The organism is Paraburkholderia sp. BR10936, from assembly GCF_040965735.1.
Lineage (GTDB): Bacteria > Pseudomonadota > Gammaproteobacteria > Burkholderiales > Burkholderiaceae > Paraburkholderia > Paraburkholderia nodosa_A.
Map to the genome: position 1 here is coordinate 580,806 of NZ_JBFRCM010000003.1, position 17,866 is coordinate 598,671.

Annotated in this window: 14 protein-coding genes; 11 read left to right on the top strand and 3 right to left on the bottom strand. The window is 66.5% G+C overall.

The features are described 5' to 3' along the window. Positions 1–12 precede the first annotated feature (12 nt). The 4 genes from narJ to AB4Y36_RS09225 all read left to right on the top strand — a co-directional run bounded on the left by narJ (position 13) and on the right by AB4Y36_RS09225 (position 4,443). The gene (gene narJ, locus AB4Y36_RS09210) at positions 13–714 is read left to right on the top strand and encodes a nitrate reductase molybdenum cofactor assembly chaperone (RefSeq protein ID WP_368682791.1); all 702 of its coding nucleotides are present in this window, start codon (positions 13–15) and stop codon (positions 712–714) included. Beyond that, positions 711–1,394: a respiratory nitrate reductase subunit gamma gene (gene narI, locus AB4Y36_RS09215; RefSeq protein WP_069264820.1), complete on the top strand. Its 684-nt coding sequence runs from the start codon at positions 711–713 to the stop codon at positions 1,392–1,394. Before narJ ends, narI begins: the two co-directional genes overlap by 4 nt. A gap of 271 nt (positions 1,395–1,665) precedes the next feature. Then, positions 1,666–3,675, top strand: a complete 2,010-nt coding sequence (locus tag AB4Y36_RS09220; RefSeq protein ID WP_368682792.1) for a type IV pili methyl-accepting chemotaxis transducer N-terminal domain-containing protein — start codon at positions 1,666–1,668, stop codon at positions 3,673–3,675. Positions 3,676–3,747: 72 nt separating this feature from the next. Next, entirely contained in the window at positions 3,748–4,443 is a 696-nt protein-coding gene (locus AB4Y36_RS09225) for a response regulator transcription factor (protein WP_069264817.1), read from the top strand. A gap of 30 nt (positions 4,444–4,473) precedes the next feature. Here AB4Y36_RS09225 and AB4Y36_RS09230 read toward each other — a convergent pair whose 3' ends face one another. Then, the gene (locus AB4Y36_RS09230) at positions 4,474–5,559 is read right to left on the bottom strand and encodes an AI-2E family transporter (protein WP_069264815.1); all 1,086 of its coding nucleotides are present in this window, start codon (positions 5,557–5,559) and stop codon (positions 4,474–4,476) included. Between the two features lie 112 nt (positions 5,560–5,671). Then, positions 5,672–8,563 carry an excinuclease ABC subunit UvrA gene (uvrA, locus tag AB4Y36_RS09235; RefSeq protein ID WP_368682793.1) on the bottom strand — a complete coding sequence of 964 codons (2,892 nt, stop codon included), beginning with the start codon at positions 8,561–8,563 and terminating at the stop codon, positions 5,672–5,674. 220 nt (positions 8,564–8,783) lie between these two features. Here uvrA and AB4Y36_RS09240 point away from each other — a divergent pair, with 220 nt between their 5' ends. From AB4Y36_RS09240 to AB4Y36_RS09265, 6 genes are all read left to right on the top strand, one after another. Continuing rightward, entirely contained in the window at positions 8,784–9,959 is a 1,176-nt protein-coding gene (locus AB4Y36_RS09240) for an MFS transporter (protein ID WP_368682834.1), read from the top strand. A 149-nt stretch (positions 9,960–10,108) separates the two neighbouring features. After that, positions 10,109–10,651 (top strand): single-stranded DNA-binding protein, encoded by a 543-nt coding sequence (locus tag AB4Y36_RS09245; RefSeq protein ID WP_368682794.1) that lies wholly within the window; start codon positions 10,109–10,111, stop codon positions 10,649–10,651. 289 nt (positions 10,652–10,940) lie between these two features. Next, a complete protein-coding gene (gene hcp / locus AB4Y36_RS09250) occupies positions 10,941–12,608 on the top strand; it encodes a hydroxylamine reductase (protein WP_368682795.1) in 1,668 nt (555 codons plus the stop codon). 17 nt (positions 12,609–12,625) lie between these two features. Continuing rightward, on the top strand, positions 12,626–13,648 hold the full coding sequence (locus AB4Y36_RS09255; RefSeq protein WP_368682796.1) for a 2Fe-2S iron-sulfur cluster-binding protein: 1,023 nt from the start codon (positions 12,626–12,628) through the stop codon (positions 13,646–13,648). Positions 13,649–13,802: 154 nt separating this feature from the next. Beyond that, on the top strand, positions 13,803–14,471 hold the full coding sequence (locus AB4Y36_RS09260) for a transcriptional regulator (protein WP_218108657.1): 669 nt from the start codon (positions 13,803–13,805) through the stop codon (positions 14,469–14,471). Continuing rightward, positions 14,468–15,439 (top strand): threo-3-hydroxy-L-aspartate ammonia-lyase, encoded by a 972-nt coding sequence (locus AB4Y36_RS09265; RefSeq protein WP_368682797.1) that lies wholly within the window; start codon positions 14,468–14,470, stop codon positions 15,437–15,439. Before AB4Y36_RS09260 ends, AB4Y36_RS09265 begins: the two co-directional genes overlap by 4 nt. 11 nt (positions 15,440–15,450) lie before the next feature. Here AB4Y36_RS09265 and AB4Y36_RS09270 read toward each other — a convergent pair whose 3' ends face one another. After that, on the bottom strand, positions 15,451–16,326 hold the full coding sequence (locus tag AB4Y36_RS09270; RefSeq protein WP_368682798.1) for a LysR family transcriptional regulator: 876 nt from the start codon (positions 16,324–16,326) through the stop codon (positions 15,451–15,453). Positions 16,327–16,463: 137 nt separating this feature from the next. On the opposite strand from AB4Y36_RS09270, the gene AB4Y36_RS09275 reads away from it, so the two are divergent. Then, positions 16,464–17,786, top strand: coding sequence for an MFS transporter (locus AB4Y36_RS09275; RefSeq protein ID WP_368682799.1), 1,323 nt, complete (start codon positions 16,464–16,466; stop codon positions 17,784–17,786). Positions 17,787–17,866 lie beyond the last annotated feature (80 nt).

Here is a 17,866-nt window from a genome sequence, read left to right on the forward strand (position 1 = left end):
GAGGGCATCATCATGTCGATTTATCCGGTTCTCTCCGCGCTGCTCGATTATCCCGAGCAGCCCTTGCTCGACGCGCTCGACGAGATCGAAGCCGCGCTCGAGGCCCTGCCGAACGGTGCATTCGCAGCGCGCGAACTGGCGCCGCTCATCGCGGCGCTGCGCGAGCGCTCGCTCGTCGAGTCGCAGGAGGCGTACGTGGCCACCTTCGACCGCAATCCGCGCCACTCGCTGCATCTGTTCGAGCACGTGCACGGCGAGAGCCGCGCGCGCGGCCAGGCGATGGTCGATCTGCTCGATGAATACCGCAGCCATGGCCTCGACGTCGCGACGAGCGAGTTGCCCGACTACGTGCCGCTCTTTCTCGAAGTGCTCGGCCTGATTGGCGAGGACGAGGCGCGCGCGCTGCTGGGCGAGGCGATTCACGTGCTCGCGGCGCTCGGCAATCAGCTCGAGAAGAGCGAAAGCCCGTACGCGGGCATCTTCACGGTGCTGTGCGAGCTGACCGATGTCGAGCCGCTGCCGCTCGTGGACGCTCCCGTGCGCGACATGGACGAGGCGCTCGACCGCTTCGGCACCGGCGCAGATGGCGTGGAGCCGCTCGTGCACGCGTTCGGCGCGAGCAACTCGCCGCAGGTCGTTCAATTCCACCCGCGAGCGCAGTTTGCCGCGACCACTGCGACCACCGCGGCTGCCTGCGCAAAGGAATCGCCATGAACACGTTCAATCAGTTTTTGTTCGGCATCTATCCGTATATTGCCGCCGCCATCTTCCTGTTCGGCAGCCTCGCGCGCTTCGAGCGGGAGCAGTACACGTGGAAGGCGGACAGCTCGCAGCTGCTCTATCGCGGACATTTGCGGCTCGGCAATATCCTCTTTCACGTCGGCGTGCTCGGGCTTTTCTTCGGGCATCTGTTCGGTCTGCTCACGCCCGTCGCCGTGTGGGACTGGCTCGGCGTGCCGCACGCGGTCAAGCAGCTCGTGGCGATGGTCGCGGGCGGCGTGATGGGCTCGATGTGTCTGGTGGGCCTCGCGATCCTGCTGCACCGGCGGCTTTCGAATGCCCGCGTTTCGGCCGTGACGCGCGTGGGCGACAAGGTGCTGCTGTTGTGGCTGCTCGTCACGCTGCTGCTCGGGCTGAGCACCATCGGCGAATCGGCGAGCCACATGGACGGCGCGATGATGGTGCGGCTCATGACCTGGGCGCAGCACATCGTCACGTTCCGCGGCGACGCAGCGAGCTACGTGGCAGAAGCACCGCTCATCTTCCGCATGCACCTCTTCATGGGCATGACGCTGTTCGTGATCTTCCCGTTCACGCGGCTCGTGCACGTGTGGAGCGGGTTCGCCTCGATCACCTATCTGTCGCGCGCCTGGCAGCTCGTGCGCAGCCGCTAGCGGCCAACGTTTGCCTCTGGACGGCCGTGGGGATGGCCGTTCATTGCGGGGAGCGAGACCCACTCGCATTCCCCGCTTTTTTTCGCGATGCGCCCAGGTCAGGGGCGGCGCGACGTGGTTCGCCAGGACTCGCCCGGGAGGCAGCTGACCTGACGCATAGTGTCGCAGTTGGCCGTGCAGACCGCGACATAGCGCGCGATCGGCCGCACTCGGTCCGATAATGTCGATACAGGCGCCGCCGCTTCGGCGCAGCCGATTCCCGGTCCCGGCCATGACTCCGTCTTCCGATTCCGCAACCGCATCTGCCGCTTCTGCCGCATCCTCGGGCGCGCACGAAGCGCCGTTCCCGAAGCGGCTCTCCACGCGCATCGTTGTGCTCTCCACGGTTGCGCTGGCGCTCGTGCTTGCGATGATCAGCGGCACGCTCTGGCTCTCCTGGCAGCTCGAAGGCGGCGGCGCGGCGATCAACGACGCGGGCAGCCTGCGCATGCGCGCGAACGCGGTGGCGATCGCGCTATGGGAAGCCCGCACCGGCCAGCCCTCGCAAGTCGACGCGCAGATGCACCAACTCGACGAGACGCTGCGCGAATTGCGCGACGGCGATCCGGCGCGGCCGCTCTTTCTTCCCGCAGACGCCGGCATCCATGCGCAGTTCGAACGCGTCGCGTCTGCCTGGAATCACACGCTCAGGCCCGCTGCGCTAAGCGACCTCGCCGCCAGCGGGGGCGAGCCCTCGATGTATATCGGCCTGCTGCCCGGTTTCGTCGACGACGCGAACCGGCTCGTCAGCCTGATCGAGCGCGAGAATGCGCGCAAGACCGCGTGGCTGCGCATTTCGCAGGTCGCGCTCGCGGCGCTGTCGTGCGTGGGCACGATGGCGATCGTCTATTTGCTTTACCAGTGGTTCGTGGCGCCTGTGCAGCGCTTGCAGGACGGGCTCGCGCGCATCGAGGCGCGGGAGTTCGACACGCGGTTGCCGGTCGAAACGTACGACGAGTTCGGCCATCTCACGCAAGGCTTCAACCGCATGGTCGCGGAGCTGCAGGCGCTGTACCGGGACCTTGCCGGGCGCGTGGACGCCAAGACCGCGCAACTGGCGGCGCAAAACCGCGAACTCGCCACGCTTTACGAGATGGCGGCGTTTCTCAATACGCCGGGCCCGGCGGAAAGCCTGTGCCACGATTTCCTCACCCGCGTGATGCGCGAATTCGACGCCGACGGCGGCACGGTGCGAGTCGTTTCGCCTGACGACGGCAATCTGCATCTGCTCGTCTCGGAAGGCATGCCCGAATCGATCACGCGCGCAGAGCAGTGCATGCCGGCGGCGGACTGTGCGTGCGGCGGTGCCACGGCCGAGGCGCCGGTCGTATTCGGCCTGGTGGCACAGCCGGGCACGCGCGCGGCCGGCGGAGAAAGCGGCGAAAGCGGCTTGAGCGGCGCTTTCACGCAGCGCTGCCTGAAGGCGGGCTTCTTGAGCGTCGCGGTGTCGGCCATCGTCGCGCAGAACGAGACGCTCGGCACGTTCTCGCTGCACTTCCGGCGCGAGCGGGAGATTCCGCCTTCGGGCGTCCAGCTGCTCCAGACGCTCGGCCGCCACCTGGGCGTCGCGCTCATGAACCGGCGGCTCGTGGCGCTCGGGCGCCAGCTCGCCGTGTCCGAGGAGCGCAATCTCGTCGCTCAGGGGCTGCACGACAGCATCGCGCAAGGCCTGAGCTTCCTGAAGATGCAAGTGCACCTGCTCGATGGGGCGGCGCAGCAGGGCGATCTCGACGAGATTCGCGAGATCGTGCCGCTGCTCGCGGGCGGCGTAGAGGAGAGCTACGACGACGTGCGCGAACTGCTGCTGAATTTCCGCACGAAGCTCAGCCCGGGCAAGCTGCGCCTCGCCGTGGAGGACACCGTGGCGCGCTTTCGCCGCCAGTCGGACGCCGAGCTGACGCTCGACTATCGCGACGAAGACGGGCCGCCGCTGCCGCCCGACCAGCAGCTGCAGGTACTTTTCGTGTTGCAGGAGGCGCTCTCGAATGCACGCAAGCATGCGCAGGCGCTGCACGTACAGGTGAGTGTCGTGAACGCGCGCGACTTCCGCCTCACGATCGAGGACGACGGCGTGGGCTACGATCCCGCCGATATCGCCTCGCGTGGCGAATCGCACGTGGGCTTCCACATCATGCACGAGCGCGCGCGACGTCTTGCCGCCGTGCTCACGCTGCAGAGCGCGCAGGGGCGCGGCGCGCGCGTCGAACTGGTATTGCCCGCCGCGAGCCGCATGGCCGCGTAAATATGGCCAATGAACCTCGTCGATGGCGCTACGCTCAAAATCAGAAGACATCGCGACAAAACAACGATCCCCATGACCATACGCATCCTGCTCATCGACGACCACACGCTCTTTCGCTCGGGCGTGAGTGCGCTCCTGCAGCGCCAGCCTGACCTGCAAGTGGTGGGCGAGGCGTCGGACGGCGTGGAAGGCGTCAAGCGCGCGAAGCAGCACCTGCCCGACGTCATCCTGCTCGACCTCAACATGCCGGGCCTCTCGGGGCTCGAAACGCTGCAACTGCTGGTGGAGGATCTGCCGGACACGGCGGTCCTGATGCTTACCGTCTCCGAGGAAGCCGACGAACTCACCGCCGCGATGCGCGAGGGCGCGCGTGGCTTCCTGCTCAAGAGCATCGACGCCGACGCGCTCGTCGCGGCGATCCGCAAGGCCGCGAGCGGCCAGCCGGTGATTACCGAGCACATGACGGTGAAGCTCGTGGAGCAGATGCGCAAGCCTGCGCAGTCGACCGGCGCAACCGGCACGACTGGCGCCGCGCGCGCGAGCGCGGAGGCGCTCACGGCGCGCGAGCGCGACATCGTGCGCGAACTGGCGCGCGGCGCGAGCAACAAGGAGATTGCGCGTGCGCTCGACCTGGCGGAGAGCACGGTGAAGATTCACGTGCGCAACATTCTGCGCAAGCTCAATCTCACGAGCCGCGTGCAGGTGGCGATCTACGCGATGGGGCACGACGGCATGACCGACGTGCCCGGCGAGCCGCGCGGGCGCTGAAGGCCGCGCGCGGGTCTGGGAAAAACGGGCTCAGACGAGCCGCAGATAGATCAGTTCGCGCTTGATATACGCGTAGAAAATCGGCGCGGCGACCACGCCTTGAATGCCGAACGCCGCTTCCATCACGAGCATCGCGACGAGCAGCTCCCACGTGCGCGCCTCGATCTGGCCGCCCACGATGCGCGCGTTCAGGAAGTATTCGAGCTTGTGGATCAGGATGAGGAACACGAGCGCTGTGACCGCCGCGGGCAGGCTCACGGTGAGCGCGATGGCGACGATCAGCGTGTTCGAGATCAGGTTGCCGATCACGGGCAACAGGCCCACCACGAAGGTCACCACGACCAGCATCTTCGCGAGCGGCAGCGGCGCGTGAAACAACGGCAGCGCGAGCAGGAGGAAGAGGCCGGTGAACACCGTGTTGATGGCCGAAATCTTCACCTGCGCGAACACGATGCGGCGGAACGCGTCGGCGAAACGCGACACGCGCGCGACGAACGCGGTCGAAAGCGGCAGCCGCGTCGCGTTCTTCTGCGCGCCAATGGCGATGATCGCGCCGATGATCATGCCGATCACGATATGTCCGAAGATGCGCGCGGCGTTCTTGCCGCCCTGGCCGAGCTGGGTGGCGTGCTCGTGCATGAGCGCGAGCGCCTTGAGCTTCATCTGGGCGACGTCTACGGGCAGATAGGCGGCGATGGACTCGGGAATGCGCCCGCGCGCCTGATCGACGAACGTCATCATCTGCGCCATGACCTTCTGCACGCTCGGCACGTCGTTTTCGAACTGCTCGATGACGCCCACGGTGAGCCCCGTGAGCACGCCCACGATCACGATGGAAACCAGCACCACGGAAAGCCAGCGGGCGCGGCTGCTCGACATGCGCCGCTCGATGAGCGGCGAAATGGTATGAACGAGCTGGAAGACGAGCATGCCCGCGAGCAGCGCGCCGAGCAGGTTCAGGTGCAGCACCGCCAGCATACCGGCGAGCGCGGCCACATAGCTGCCGATTTCCACTGCCGAAAGCTTCGGCAGGCTCATGTCGCTCGTGAGCCTGACCGGCCGTGGCCGCAGGTCGCGCACCTGTTTATCTTCCGTCGCTTCGTTGCGCTTGACCATGTTGGGTGTATTCCGTCTCCAAACTTCGGGGGCGCACGCGCCCCTGCCCCGTTGTTGCTGCAGCTATTTCTACTGCTAAATTTCCGGCCCGGTCGTCAGCCCGCCTGGCGGGTCATTTGCCCGACGCCGTGTCCAGCGCGGCGATCTGGCGCTTGAGCAGCGGCGCGAGATAGCGGCCCGTGAAGCTTGCCTTCGACTTCGCCACCTGTTCGGGCGTCCCCTGGGCCACGATCTGCCCACCGCCCGCGCCGCCTTCCGGTCCCATGTCCACGACCCAGTCGGCGGTTTTGATTACATCGAGATTATGCTCGATGATGACCACCGTGTTGCCCTGATCTCGAAGCCGGTGAATCACTTCGAGCAAAAGCGCGATGTCGTGGAAGTGCAGGCCCGTGGTCGGCTCGTCGAGTATATACAGCGTGCGGCCCGTGTCCCGCTTGGAAAGCTCGAGCGAAAGCTTCACGCGCTGCGCCTCGCCGCCAGAGAGCGTGGTGGCGGACTGGCCGAGGCGGATGTAGCCGAGGCCCACATCGAGCAGCGTCTTGAGCTTGCGCGCCACCACCGGCACCGCCTTGAAGAACTCGTAGGCGGCTTCCACCGTCATGTCGAGCACTTCGCTGATGTTCCGGCCCTTGTATTGAATCTCCAGCGTCTCGCGGTTGTAGCGCTTGCCGTGACAGACATCGCAGGGCACGTACACGTCGGGCAGGAAGTGCATTTCCACCTTGAGCACGCCGTCGCCCTGGCAGCTTTCGCAGCGGCCGCCCTTCACGTTGAACGAGAAGCGGCCCGACTCGTAGCCGCGTTCCTTGGCGGCCGGCACACCGGCGAACAGTTCGCGGATGGGCGTGAAGAGGCCCGTGTAGGTGGCCGGGTTCGAGCGCGGGGTGCGCCCGATCGGCGACTGGTCGACGTTGATGACCTTGTCGAAGTGCTCCAGGCCCTCGATCGCCTCGAACGGCGCAGGTTCCGCCGACGATCCATACAGATGCTGCGACACCGCGTGATACAGCGTGTCGTTGATGAGCGTGGACTTGCCCGAGCCCGAGACGCCCGTCACGCAGGTCAAAAGACCGACGGGCAGGTCGAGCGTCACGTGGTTGAGATTATTGCCGTAGGCCTCGACGATGCGCAGGCGGCGCTCGCCGGGCTCGATGCGCTCGTCGGGATAGTCGATGCGGCGCGCGCCCGAGAGGTACTGGCCCGTCATCGAAGCCGGATCGTGTTCGACTTCCCCTGGCGTGCCTTGCGAAATCACCATGCCGCCGTGCTCGCCCGCGCCCGGACCCATGTCGACCACGTAGTCGGCCATGCGGATCATGTCCTCGTCGTGCTCGACGACGATCACCGAATTGCCGAGATCGCGCAGATGCTTGAGCGTGGAGATCAGGCGGTCGTTGTCGCGCTGGTGCAGGCCGATGGACGGCTCGTCGAGCACGTACATCACGCCCGTCAAGCCCGAGCCGATCTGCGAGGCGAGGCGGATACGCTGCGCCTCGCCGCCGGAAAGCGTCTCGGCGCTGCGTTCGAGCGAGAGATAGTCGAGCCCGACGTTGTTGAGGAACATGAGGCGCGCGACGATTTCCTTGACCACCTTGTCGGCGATCTCGCGCTTTGCACCTTCGAGGTGCAGCGTCTGGAAGTAGCCGAGCGTGTCGCGCAGCGGCCAGCCGCTCACTTCATAAATGGCGCGCGCCTCTTCGCCCGCGCCGATGCGCACGAAACGCGCTTCGCGGCGCAGGCGCGTGCCTTCGCAGTGCGGGCAGGCCTGGTTGTTCTGGTACTTCGACAGCTCCTCGCGCACGGCGGCCGAGTCGGTCTCGCGGTAGCGGCGTTCGAGGTTCGGAATGATCCCTTCGAATACGTGCTCGCGCACCGAAGTGCGGCCGCGCTCGTTGATGTACGAGAACGGAATCTCCTGCTTGCCGGAGCCGTAGAGCAGGGTCTTGCGCACTTTCTCCGGCAGGTCTTCGAACGCGGTGTCGATATCGAAGTCGTAGAACGCGGCGAGACTCTGCAGCATCTGGAAGTAAAACTGATTGCGCCGGTCCCAGCCCTTCACGGCGCCCGCCGCGAGCGACAGCGACGGGTGCGCCACCACGCGCTTCGGATCGAAGAACGTGATCTGGCCCAGACCGTCGCACTCGGGGCACGCGCCCATCGGGTTGTTGAACGAGAAGAGGCGCGGTTCCAGCTCCGGCAGCGAATACGAGCAGATCGGGCAGGCGAACTTCGAGCTGAAGAGGTGCTCGCGGTTGGTGTCCATTTCGAGCGCGATGGCGCGACCGTCGGCCAGACGCAGCGCGGTTTCGAACGACTCCGCGAGGCGCTGCTTCATGTCGGGGCGCACCTTCAGGCGGTCCACCACCACGTCGATGGTGTGGCGCTCGCTCTTCTTGAGCTTGGGCAGCGACTCCACCTCGTAGATCTTCGCTTCCCCTTCGTTGGCCGTGCCGCCGCCCGAGCGCACCCGAAAGCGCACGAAACCCTGCGCCTGCATGTCGTCGAACAGCTCGGCGTGCTCGCCCTTGCGGTCCACGATCACGGGAGCCAGGATCATCAGCTTCGTTTCTTCGGGCAGGGCGAGCGCGGCGTCCACCATCTGCGAGACGCTTTGCGACTCCAGCGGAATCTCGTGGTCCGGGCAGTAGGGCGTGCCGATGCGTGCGTAAAGCAGCCGCAGGTAGTCGTGGATCTCGGTGACGGTGCCGACGGTCGAGCGCGGATTGTGCGACGTGGCCTTCTGCTCGATGGAAATAGCCGGCGACAGACCCTCGATCAGGTCGACGTCGGGCTTCTCCATGAGCTGCAGGAACTGGCGCGCGTAGGCTGACAGGCTCTCCACGTAACGGCGCTGGCCTTCCGCGTAAAGCGTGTCGAACGCCAGCGAGGACTTGCCCGAGCCGGAAAGCCCGGTGATCACCACGAGCTTGTGGCGCGGCAGGTCCAGATTGACGTTCTTCAGGTTGTGGGTTCGGGCCCCACGGATACGGATCTGTTCCATGAACCTGCGGGAGAAAGGGAAACCAAACCTGCTACTATAACGACTTTTCCAGACCGCCGTTACGGCTTGCTGACGGTCTTTGAAAGGGCCCGGAGCGGCAAGTGCAAGGGCCTCGAAAGAGGCGCGTCAGGGGGCGTCCCGGTCAACAAACGTGCGGGCACATGCGGTCCGAACACATAACGCTCCGATGTCCTCCAATTCACCCGCTACCTCTTCACGCATGAGCGCGCCCGAGTTGCGCGCGACCGTCTCGCTGGCGGCGATCTTCGCGCTGCGCATGCTCGGTCTCTTCATGATCATGCCGGTGTTTTCCGTCTACGCGAAAACCATTCCCGGCGGCGACAACCTGCTGCTGGTCGGCATCGCGCTCGGTGCATACGGCGTCACGCAGTCGCTTCTCTATATTTTCTACGGCTGGGTTTCGGACATGGTGGGCAGAAAGCCCGTCATTGCCACCGGCCTCGTCATCTTCGCGATCGGCAGCTTCGTCGCGGCGGGCGCGCACGACATGGTGTGGATCATCGTCGGGCGGGTGATCCAGGGCATGGGCGCGGTGTCGTCGGCCGTGCTGGCGTTCATCGCCGACCTGACGGCCGAGGAGCATCGCACCAAGGCCATGGCGATGGTGGGCGGCTCGATCGGCATGTCGTTCGCCGTGGCTATCGTCGGCGCGCCGATCGTGTTCCATTGGGTCGGCATGAGCGGCCTGTTCGCGCTGGTCGGGGTGTTCTCGATCATCGCGGTGGGCGTGGTGATCTGGGTCGTGCCCGACGCGCCCAGCAAGCCCGTGCACGTGCGCGCCCCGTTCGCCGAGGTGCTGCACAACGTGGAGCTGCTGCGCCTGAACTTCGGCGTGCTCGTGCTGCACGCCACGCAGACGGCGCTCTTTCTCGTCGTGCCGCGCCTGCTCGTGGACGCGGGCCTGCCGGTCGCGTCGCACTGGATGATCTACCTGCCGGTCATGGGCCTCGCGTTCGTCATGATGGTGCCCGCCATCATCGTCGCGGAGAAGCGGGGCAGGATGAAGGCCGTGCTCGTTTCTGCGATCGGTCTTATCCTGATCGGCCAGCTTTTGCTCGGCTCGCTCGCGCATACACTTGTCATCGTGTCGGCCGTGCTGTTCGTGTACTTCCTGGGCTTCAACATCCTGGAGGCTTCGCAGCCTTCGCTCGTGTCGAAGCTCGCGCCGGGCAACCGCAAGGGCGCGGCCACGGGCGTGTACAACACCACCCAGTCGATCGGGCTCGCGCTCGGCGGCGTGGTGGGCGGATGGATCCTCAAGCACGAGGGCGCGAGCGCCGTCTTTTACACGTGCTCGGGGCTCGTCTTGTGCTGGCTTATAATCGCGGCCAATATGAAGGCGCCGCCCAAGCGGGCAGAGGCCACGCGGGCTTGACCCGGGCGGGCCTGAGTTAGAACCAGCGGTTCACAGCAACGCAATTCGCGGAGGCGGTCCGCGACCGGCGAAGGCGCATGACACATCAGGCGCTCGCCGGCGCGCACCGCGCGGCCGCTCCTCGCAACGGAATCAAACAGGAGAAATTCATGGCATCCGTGAACAAGGTGATCCTCGTCGGCAACCTCGGCGCCGATCCGGAAGTGCGCTATCTGCCGAGCGGCGACGCCGTGGCGAACATTCGCCTCGCCACGACCGACCGCTACAAGGACAAGGCGTCCGGCGAGTTCAAGGAAATGACCGAATGGCACCGCGTGTCGTTCTTCGGGCGCCTGGCCGAGATCGTCTCGGAGTACCTGAAGAAGGGTTCGTCGGTGTATATCGAAGGCCGCATCCGCACGCGCAAGTGGCAAGCGCAGGACGGCACCGACCGTTACTCGACGGAAATCGTCGCCGACCAGATGCAGATGCTGGGCGGCCGCAGCGGCGGCGCCTCGATGGGCAGCGACATGGGCGACGACGGCGGCTACAGCCGTGAGCAGTCCGCACCGCGCGGCGGGGGCCGTGCTGCGGGCGGTGGCGGTGCGCCGCGTTCGAGCGGTGGCGGTGCTGGCGGCGGCGCAGGCGGCGGCCGTTCGAACGCGCCGGCTGGCGGCGGCTTCGATGAAATGGACGACGATATTCCGTTCTAAAGCGTTCGAACGGATCGGCAGGACCTGAAGCCCCGGCTCGACCTCACGGTCGGGCCGGGGCTTTTCATTTGCGCGCGCGGACCGAGCGAACTCAGCAAGCTGAGCGAGTCGAGCGCCGACCCGCTGCGACGTTTTCGCGCACACGGTCAATTCTCCGCTTCAAGCGACACGTTTTCTGATTTTTGTCACGGCAAAACTCCCGCCGGCGCGCGACCATTTAAAAGATGCATTGATTTTGCATCTTACAAGACGGGTCGCGCCGTCACCCCACAAGGAAAAGGAGAAAGCCGTGTTTTGCTATCAATGTGAACAGACCGACCGCACCCAGGCCATACCGGGCTGTGCCTCGGCCAAGGGCAACTGCGGCAAGGACGCCACGACTGCGGATCTGCAGGACCTGCTGATCTACGCGGCCAAGGGCATCGCACAATATGGCGCGCTCGCGCGCGGCCTCGGCAGCCCCGATCGCGAAGCCGACCGCTTCATGCTCTACGCGCTGTTCACAACGCTCACCAACGTCAATTTCAACGCCAGCCGTTTCGTGGCGATGCTGCGCGAGGCGGCGCAACACCGCGATCGCGTGAAGTCGACCTGCGAGGCGCTCGCGCTCGTGCAAGGCGTCGCCGCTGCGCAGCCGGGCGGCGCCGCGCTCTGGCAACCGGGCAACGACCTCGCCGAACTGCAGGCGCAGGCCGCGCTCGTCGGCATCAAGGCCGGGCTGCCGAAGGTAGGCGAGGACGTTGTGGGCTTGCGCGCCCTCGTGCTCTACGGCCTCAAAGGCGTGTGTGCCTACGCTCATCACGCGCGCGTGCTCGGATACGAGAGCGAAGAGGTCTACACGGGCGTGGAGGCGGCGCTCGTGTTTCTCGCGAGCGAACCCACGCAGGCCGGCGATCTTCTTGAACATGCGCTCGCCCTCGGCAACCTGAACCTCAAGGTCATGGAACTGCTCGATGCGGCAAACACGGGCCGCTTCGGCATGCCCGAACCCACTGCCGTGCGCGTGACGCCCGCGGCGGGCAAAGCCATCCTGGTTTCGGGCCACGACCTCGGCGATCTGGAGGCGCTGCTCGAAGCCACCCAGGGCACCGGCGTGCAGATTTACACGCACGGCGAAATGCTGCCCGCGCATGCTTACCCGAAGCTCAAGGCTTATCCGCATCTGGCAGGCAACTACGGCGGCGCATGGCAGGACCAGCAATCGGACTTCACTCATTTCCCCGGCCCGATCCTGATGACCTCCAACTGCCTGATCGAGCCGCTGCCGCAGTACCGCCAGCGCATCTTCACGACAGGGCCGGTAGGCTGGGCCGGCGTGCGCCATCTCGAGCATCACGCGTTCGCGCCGGTCGTGCAGGCCGCGCTCGCGCTGCCGGGCTTCCGCGAAACGCCGCCGGAGGAAACCATCACCATCGGCTTTGCGCGCAACACGGTGCTCGGCGTGGCCGACAAGGTGATCGACGCGGTGAAGGCCGGTCAGATCCGCCACTTCTTCCTGATCGGCGGCTGCGACGGCGCCGCACCCGGCCGCAACTACTACACCGAGTTCGCACAGGGCGCGCCCGACGACACCGTCGTCATGACGCTCGGCTGCAACAAGTACCGCTTCAACCGTCACCAGTTCGGCGACATCGGCGGCATTCCGCGCCTGCTCGATCTGGGCCAGTGCAACGACAGCTATTCGGCGATCCAGATCGCGATCGCGCTCTCGAAGGCCTTCGACTGCGGGGTGAACGATCTGCCGCTCACACTCGTGGTGTCGTGGTTCGAGCAGAAGGCCGCCGCGGTGCTGCTCACGCTGCTCGCGCTCGGCCTGCGCAACATCCATCTCGGACCGACGTTGCCCGCCTTCCTCACGCCGAATGTCCTCGACATCCTCGTCGAGCAGTTCGGCATTTCGCCGATCGGCGTGGCGCAGGCGGACCTCGCCGCGGCGCTCGCACGCAAGGCCGCTTGAGCGCGGGTGAGAACGTCATGAGTTATCAAATCGAGCTCACCACGCGCGACGGCCAGGCGTTCGGTTTCGCGTGCGAGCCGGGGCAGGACGTGCTGAGCGCGGCGGCGGCCGCGGACATCACGCTGCCTTCGCAGTGCCGGCGCGGCAGCTGCGGCGCGTGCCATGCCACCGTGACCGAAGGCGCGTACACGCTCGGCGATCACAATGCGGATGCGTTGCCGTCCGGCGACCCGCAGGCGGTTCTGCTGTGCCGCACGAGACCTTCGGCCGACTTGCGCGTCGCCGCGCCGTACGACGGCACGAAGGTGCTGCTGCAGCCGGTTGCCGCGCGCACGGCGCGCATCGCCGCGCTCGACACGATCGCCGACGACACGCGCCGTCTCGAACTGCTGCTCGACGCCGACGACACGAGCGGCAGCGCCGCCGAGTTCGAAGCGGGCCAGTTCGCGGAGCTGGAGCTGCCGGAGGGCGGCGTGAAGCGCCCGTTCTCGCTTGCCAACACGAGCAACTGGGAGGGGCGTCTCGAGTTCCTGATCCGGCTGCGGCCGCAAGGCGAGTTTTCGGCGTATCTGCGCGAGCGAGCGCAGCCGGGCGACGTGCTCACCGTTCACGGCCCGCAGGGCGGCTTCGGTTTGATCGCCGACAGTCTGCGCCCGCGCTGGTTCGTGGCGGGCGGCACGGGTCTCGCGCCCCTGCTCTCGATGCTGCGCCGCATGGCCGAATTCGGGGAAATGAACGACGCGCGGCTCTTCTACGGCGTGAATCGCGAGAGCGAACTTTTCCTGCTCGACGAACTGGACGCACTTCGGGAGGCGTTGCCGCAACTGCATGTCGAGCTTTGCGTGCGCGAAGCGGGCGACGGCTGGCAGGGCTCGCACAGCACCCCAGTCGACGCGCTCGCCGCCGCGTTGGCAGACGCTGGCGCGGCGCCCGACCTCTACGTTTGCGGTCCGCCCGCGATGGTGAGCGCCGCGCAGGCGGTGGCGGCGCGCGCACGCGTGCCGTCCACGCAGTTCGTGAGCGAACGCTTCACGGTCTGACCAGCAATGCAGTGAGTCGTGTTTCTTCGTGTCTGATTGACCTCGCCTTCGGGCGGGGTTTTTTTTCGCGTCTCGGGCGGCCATGCACGGCACTTCCGAGCGTTCTGTTCAAGCGATTGACATTCAGTCATTAACTGTCAAAATGTCCAATATCATGATGCCAACCCGCAAATCCCGTTCCGGCCTTTCCACTGACGAGAATGCGCTGCTCCTGCGCGAAGGCGAGAAGATCGTCGCGGCGCTCGGGCAGACGCTCGCGCCGCTCGTCGAGGTCGTGCTGCACGACCTCACGCGGCCCGAGCACTCGGTCGTGGCGATCGCGAACAATTTGTCAGGACGGCAAGTCGGCGACGCCGCCACCGAAATGGGCCTCGCGCGCATCACCGACTCCGGCTTTCCCGAAGTCGTGGCCAACTATCCGAACCGCTTTCCCGACGGGCGTCCGGCCAAGAGCACATCCATCGGCCTGAAGAACAGCGCGGGCGAGTACGTCGCGGCCCTCTGCCTGAACATGGATGTGTCGCTGATCGGCGCGGTGACGGCGGGCCTCGGCCAGCTGATCCAGACCAGCGCGGCTGCGCCCGTCGCCGAAACGCTCGCACCGCGCGGCGTGGGCTGTGTGCGCGAGGCGCTCGAACGCTTCGCTGCCACGCGCAACACCACACCGATCGGCATGACGCTCGCGCAGCGCCGTGAGGCCGTGCGCGAGCTCGCGACAAACGGAATGCTGAACCTGCGTCATGCGCTCGCCGACGTGGCCACCACGCTCGGCGTGGCGCGCTCGACCGTCTACACCTACCTGCCAGCCGAAGAACGACCATGAGCACTCTGCCTATTACCTTCGAAGACGTCGCCGCCGCCCACGAACGCCTGCGTGGCGTCGCGCACCGCACGCCGGTTCTCACTTCGCGCACCGCGAACGAACGCACGGGCGCGCAGCTCTTCTTCAAATGCGAGAACCTGCAGCGCATGGGCGCGTTCAAGTTCCGCGGCGCCTATAACGCGATCGCGCAGTTCACGCCGCAGCAGAAGGCGGGCGGCGTGATCACGTTTTCGTCGGGCAACCATGCGCAGGCGATCGCGCTGTCGGCGCGTCTGCTCGGCGTGAAGGCCGTGATCGTCATGCCGCACGACGCGCCCGCCGTGAAGGTCGAGGCCACGCGCGGCTATGGCGGCGAGGTCGTCTTTTACGATCGCTATACCGAGGACCGCGAGGCACTCGGCAAACGGCTTGCGGCCGAGCACGGCCTCACGCTCATTCCGCCGTACGACCACGCTCACGTGATGGCCGGGCAGGGCACGGCCGCCAAGGAGTTGTTCGAGGAAACGGGCGAGCTCGACATGCTGCTCACCCCGCTTGGCGGGGGCGGGCTGCTGTCGGGCTGTGCGACCGCCGCGCATGCGCTCTCGCCCGCGTGCACGGTGATCGGCGTCGAGCCCGAGGCCGGCAACGACGGTCAGCGCAGCCTGCAGTTGGGCGAGATCGTCCACATCGACACGCCGAAGACCCTTGCCGACGGCGCGCAAACCCAGCATCTCGGCAACCTGACCTTCGCGGTGATTCGCGAGCGCGTGAGCGAGATCGTCACGGTGAGCGACGCGGAACTCGTCGATACGATGAAGTTCTTCGCGAGCCGCATGAAGCTCGTGGTCGAACCCACCGGCTGCCTCGCGGCGGCGGCGGTGCTGCACGGCAAGGTGGACGTGCGCGGCAAGCGCGTGGGCGTGCTCATCTCCGGGGGCAACGTCGACCTGCTGCGCTTTGCCGAACTGGTTCAGGCCGCAGGCTAAAGCGCCTGGACTCAAGCGAGCAGTTGCGCGAGCGCCGCGCGCGCGTTCGTCACGTGCGCGGACTCGCCCGGCCGGCCCGGCAGCAAATGAAATTCGGCCGCGGGCAGTGCAGGCAAGCCGAATGAAGCCGGGCAGGGCATCAGTCCTTCGCCGATCGACGACTCGTTCAGACACGAGATTCCCAGCCCCGCCTTGAGCGCGAGCTGCAGCCCGGCCACGCCCGAAGCCGAATGCGAGATCAGATAGGGCATGCGCGCTTCGTCGAGCAACCTCACGACACGGCGCTGCAACTGGCAGGTCGCCGGCAGCAGCACGAGCGGCCAGGGCGGCGTGAGCGCGGGCCGCTCGCGCAGCGTTTGCGTCGCGCCCACCCACACCAGTTTTTCGCGGCGTATCGACGTGCTCTTGTGCGTGCTGCGGCCTTCCTCCACCAGCCGCAGCGACAAGCCGATGTCGTAGGCGTTATCGTCGGCGCTGCTGTCGATCACGGCGCTCGGCAGCACGGTCACATGCAGACGCAGGCGCGGATGCTGGACCGCGAAGCGCCGGATGATCTCGGCGACGTCGTGCGGCCGGTAATAGTCCGTGATCGCAATGCGCACTTCGCCGTCGAGCGTGCGGCCGAGCATGTCGTCGAAGGCGGCGTCGCAAAGCGCGACGATGCGGCGTGCGTGGTCGAGCAGCTTCGCGCCCGCGGGTGTGGCGGACATGCCCTGCTTGCTGCGCACGAAAAGCGGCTGGCCGACGCGCTCTTCGAGCTTCTTGAGCTGTTCGCTCACCGACGACTGCGAGAGGAACACCCGCTCGGCACCCGCAGAGACACTGCCCGCTTCTGTCACGGCGATAAACGTGCGCAACTGCGCGAGATCGAAACCGCGTGCGTTCATTGATTCGGCTTGATCAGATGCGTTTCATGCAATTCAATGATTCGGAAATTCCGAATATACGGATTGGAATTTCCCGCTTTTCCGATAGATGGTGCGCCTCTACGATGCCCTCAGTCAACCGTTTTCTGGAGATCATCATGGGACGCAGTACGACGCGAGGCGCCGCACACCGCTGGAAAGTGCTCGCGGTGGGCGTGGCGGCCAACGCGAGTTTTGCGGCAGCGCTCGGCGGCATTCCCGCAACGGGCGTCTTGATCCGGTCGGATTACCGTATCGGTACCGCGGAACTGGGTGTCGTGCTCGGCATGCTGGGACTGGGCATCGTGCTGAGCGAGCTTCCCTGGGGACTCCTGACGGATCGCTGGGGCGACCGGCGCGTGTTGCTCACGGGGCTCTCCACGACAGCGCTCGCCCTCGTCGCGATGGCGCTCTGGGGCGCACCGGCGGGCACGCACACGCCCAGCGGCACGGTGCTCGCGGTAGGCCTGCTCGCGCTCGGCCTGCTTGGCGGAAGCGTGAACGGCTCGAGCGGGCGTGCGGTGATGGCGTGGTTCGCCACCCACGAGCGCGGCCTCGCGATGAGCATCCGCCAAACGGCCGTGCCAACCGGCGGCGGGCTGGGAGCGCTCGTGCTGCCCGCGCTCGCCGAGCATGCGGGATTCGCAGCCGTGTACGGCGCGCTCGCGGCGATGTGTGTGGTCTCCACCGTGCTGACGATCGTCTGGTTGCATGAACCCGCGCACGAACAGGACGCCGCGCAGGCGCCACTCGTCGCTCACGAAGCGCTCGGACAGGCACAACGCGCCGTCTCACCGCTGCGCAGCGTCACCGTGTGGCGCATGGTGACCGGCATTGGCGTGCTGTGCGTTCCCCAGGTGGCGGTGCTCTCGTTCGCGAGCATTTTCCTGCATGACGTCGGCCATGCGGGTACCGCAGCAGTCAGCGCGACGCTTGCGGCCGTGCAGGGCGGCGCGGCCTTCATGCGTGTGTACGGCGGCCGTTGGACAGACCGGCACGGCGACCGGCGCATCTGGCTGCGCGGTTGCGCGGCGCTCACCGTCGCGCTGTTCGTCGTGCTTGCCGCGTTGACGGCTTTTGCGTCGCCAGCGCATCGCGCAAGCGCAGCGTTCGTCACCCTGCTTGCCGTGGTGATCGTGCTAGGCGGTATCGCCGCTTCCGCCTGGCATGGCGTTGCCTTCACCGAACTCGCGACGCTCGCGGGCAACGGTCGCGTGGGAACCGCACTCGCCATGGGCAACACCGGCGCATTCCTTGCGTTCTTCGTCGCGCCTTCGGCGATCCCGCTGCTGTTGTCGTGGTTCGGGTGGCCGGCGGTCTGGGCGGCGGCCGCGCTCTGCGCCGCGCTGGCATGGCCCGCATTCGCGGCGCCGCGCGAGCGCAGCGACGCGATGCGCACTGGCGAGCGTCGACAACGCACTCGCGCGCGCGCCGCGGTTTGACCGTACGGAACACAAGCCATATTTAACGTTTCGGAAATCTCCGATTTCGACGGCGGCCTTTCAATGGTCAGATGAACACC

Bases quoted from the DNA above. Each gene is read 5' to 3' on its own strand.
- AB4Y36_RS09240 (WP_368682834.1), top strand. From the start codon at position 8,784: ATGAGCGCGCCCGAGTTGCGCGCGACCGTCTCGCTGGCGGCGATCTTC.
- AB4Y36_RS09270 (WP_368682798.1), bottom strand. From the start codon at position 16,326: ATGAACGCACGCGGTTTCGATCTCGCGCAGTTGCGCACGTTTATCGCC.
- AB4Y36_RS09220 (WP_368682792.1), top strand. From the start codon at position 1,666: ATGACTCCGTCTTCCGATTCCGCAACCGCATCTGCCGCTTCTGCCGCA.
- AB4Y36_RS09230 (WP_069264815.1), bottom strand. From the start codon at position 5,559: ATGGTCAAGCGCAACGAAGCGACGGAAGATAAACAGGTGCGCGACCTG.
- AB4Y36_RS09275 (WP_368682799.1), top strand. From the start codon at position 16,464: ATGGGACGCAGTACGACGCGAGGCGCCGCACACCGCTGGAAAGTGCTC.
- uvrA (WP_368682793.1), bottom strand. From the start codon at position 8,563: ATGGAACAGATCCGTATCCGTGGGGCCCGAACCCACAACCTGAAGAAC.
- narI (WP_069264820.1), top strand. From the start codon at position 711: ATGAACACGTTCAATCAGTTTTTGTTCGGCATCTATCCGTATATTGCC.
- narJ (WP_368682791.1), top strand. From the start codon at position 13: ATGTCGATTTATCCGGTTCTCTCCGCGCTGCTCGATTATCCCGAGCAG.
- AB4Y36_RS09245 (WP_368682794.1), top strand. From the start codon at position 10,109: ATGGCATCCGTGAACAAGGTGATCCTCGTCGGCAACCTCGGCGCCGAT.
- AB4Y36_RS09260 (WP_218108657.1), top strand. From the start codon at position 13,803: ATGATGCCAACCCGCAAATCCCGTTCCGGCCTTTCCACTGACGAGAAT.
- AB4Y36_RS09255 (WP_368682796.1), top strand. From the start codon at position 12,626: ATGAGTTATCAAATCGAGCTCACCACGCGCGACGGCCAGGCGTTCGGT.
- AB4Y36_RS09265 (WP_368682797.1), top strand. From the start codon at position 14,468: ATGAGCACTCTGCCTATTACCTTCGAAGACGTCGCCGCCGCCCACGAA.
- AB4Y36_RS09225 (WP_069264817.1), top strand. From the start codon at position 3,748: ATGACCATACGCATCCTGCTCATCGACGACCACACGCTCTTTCGCTCG.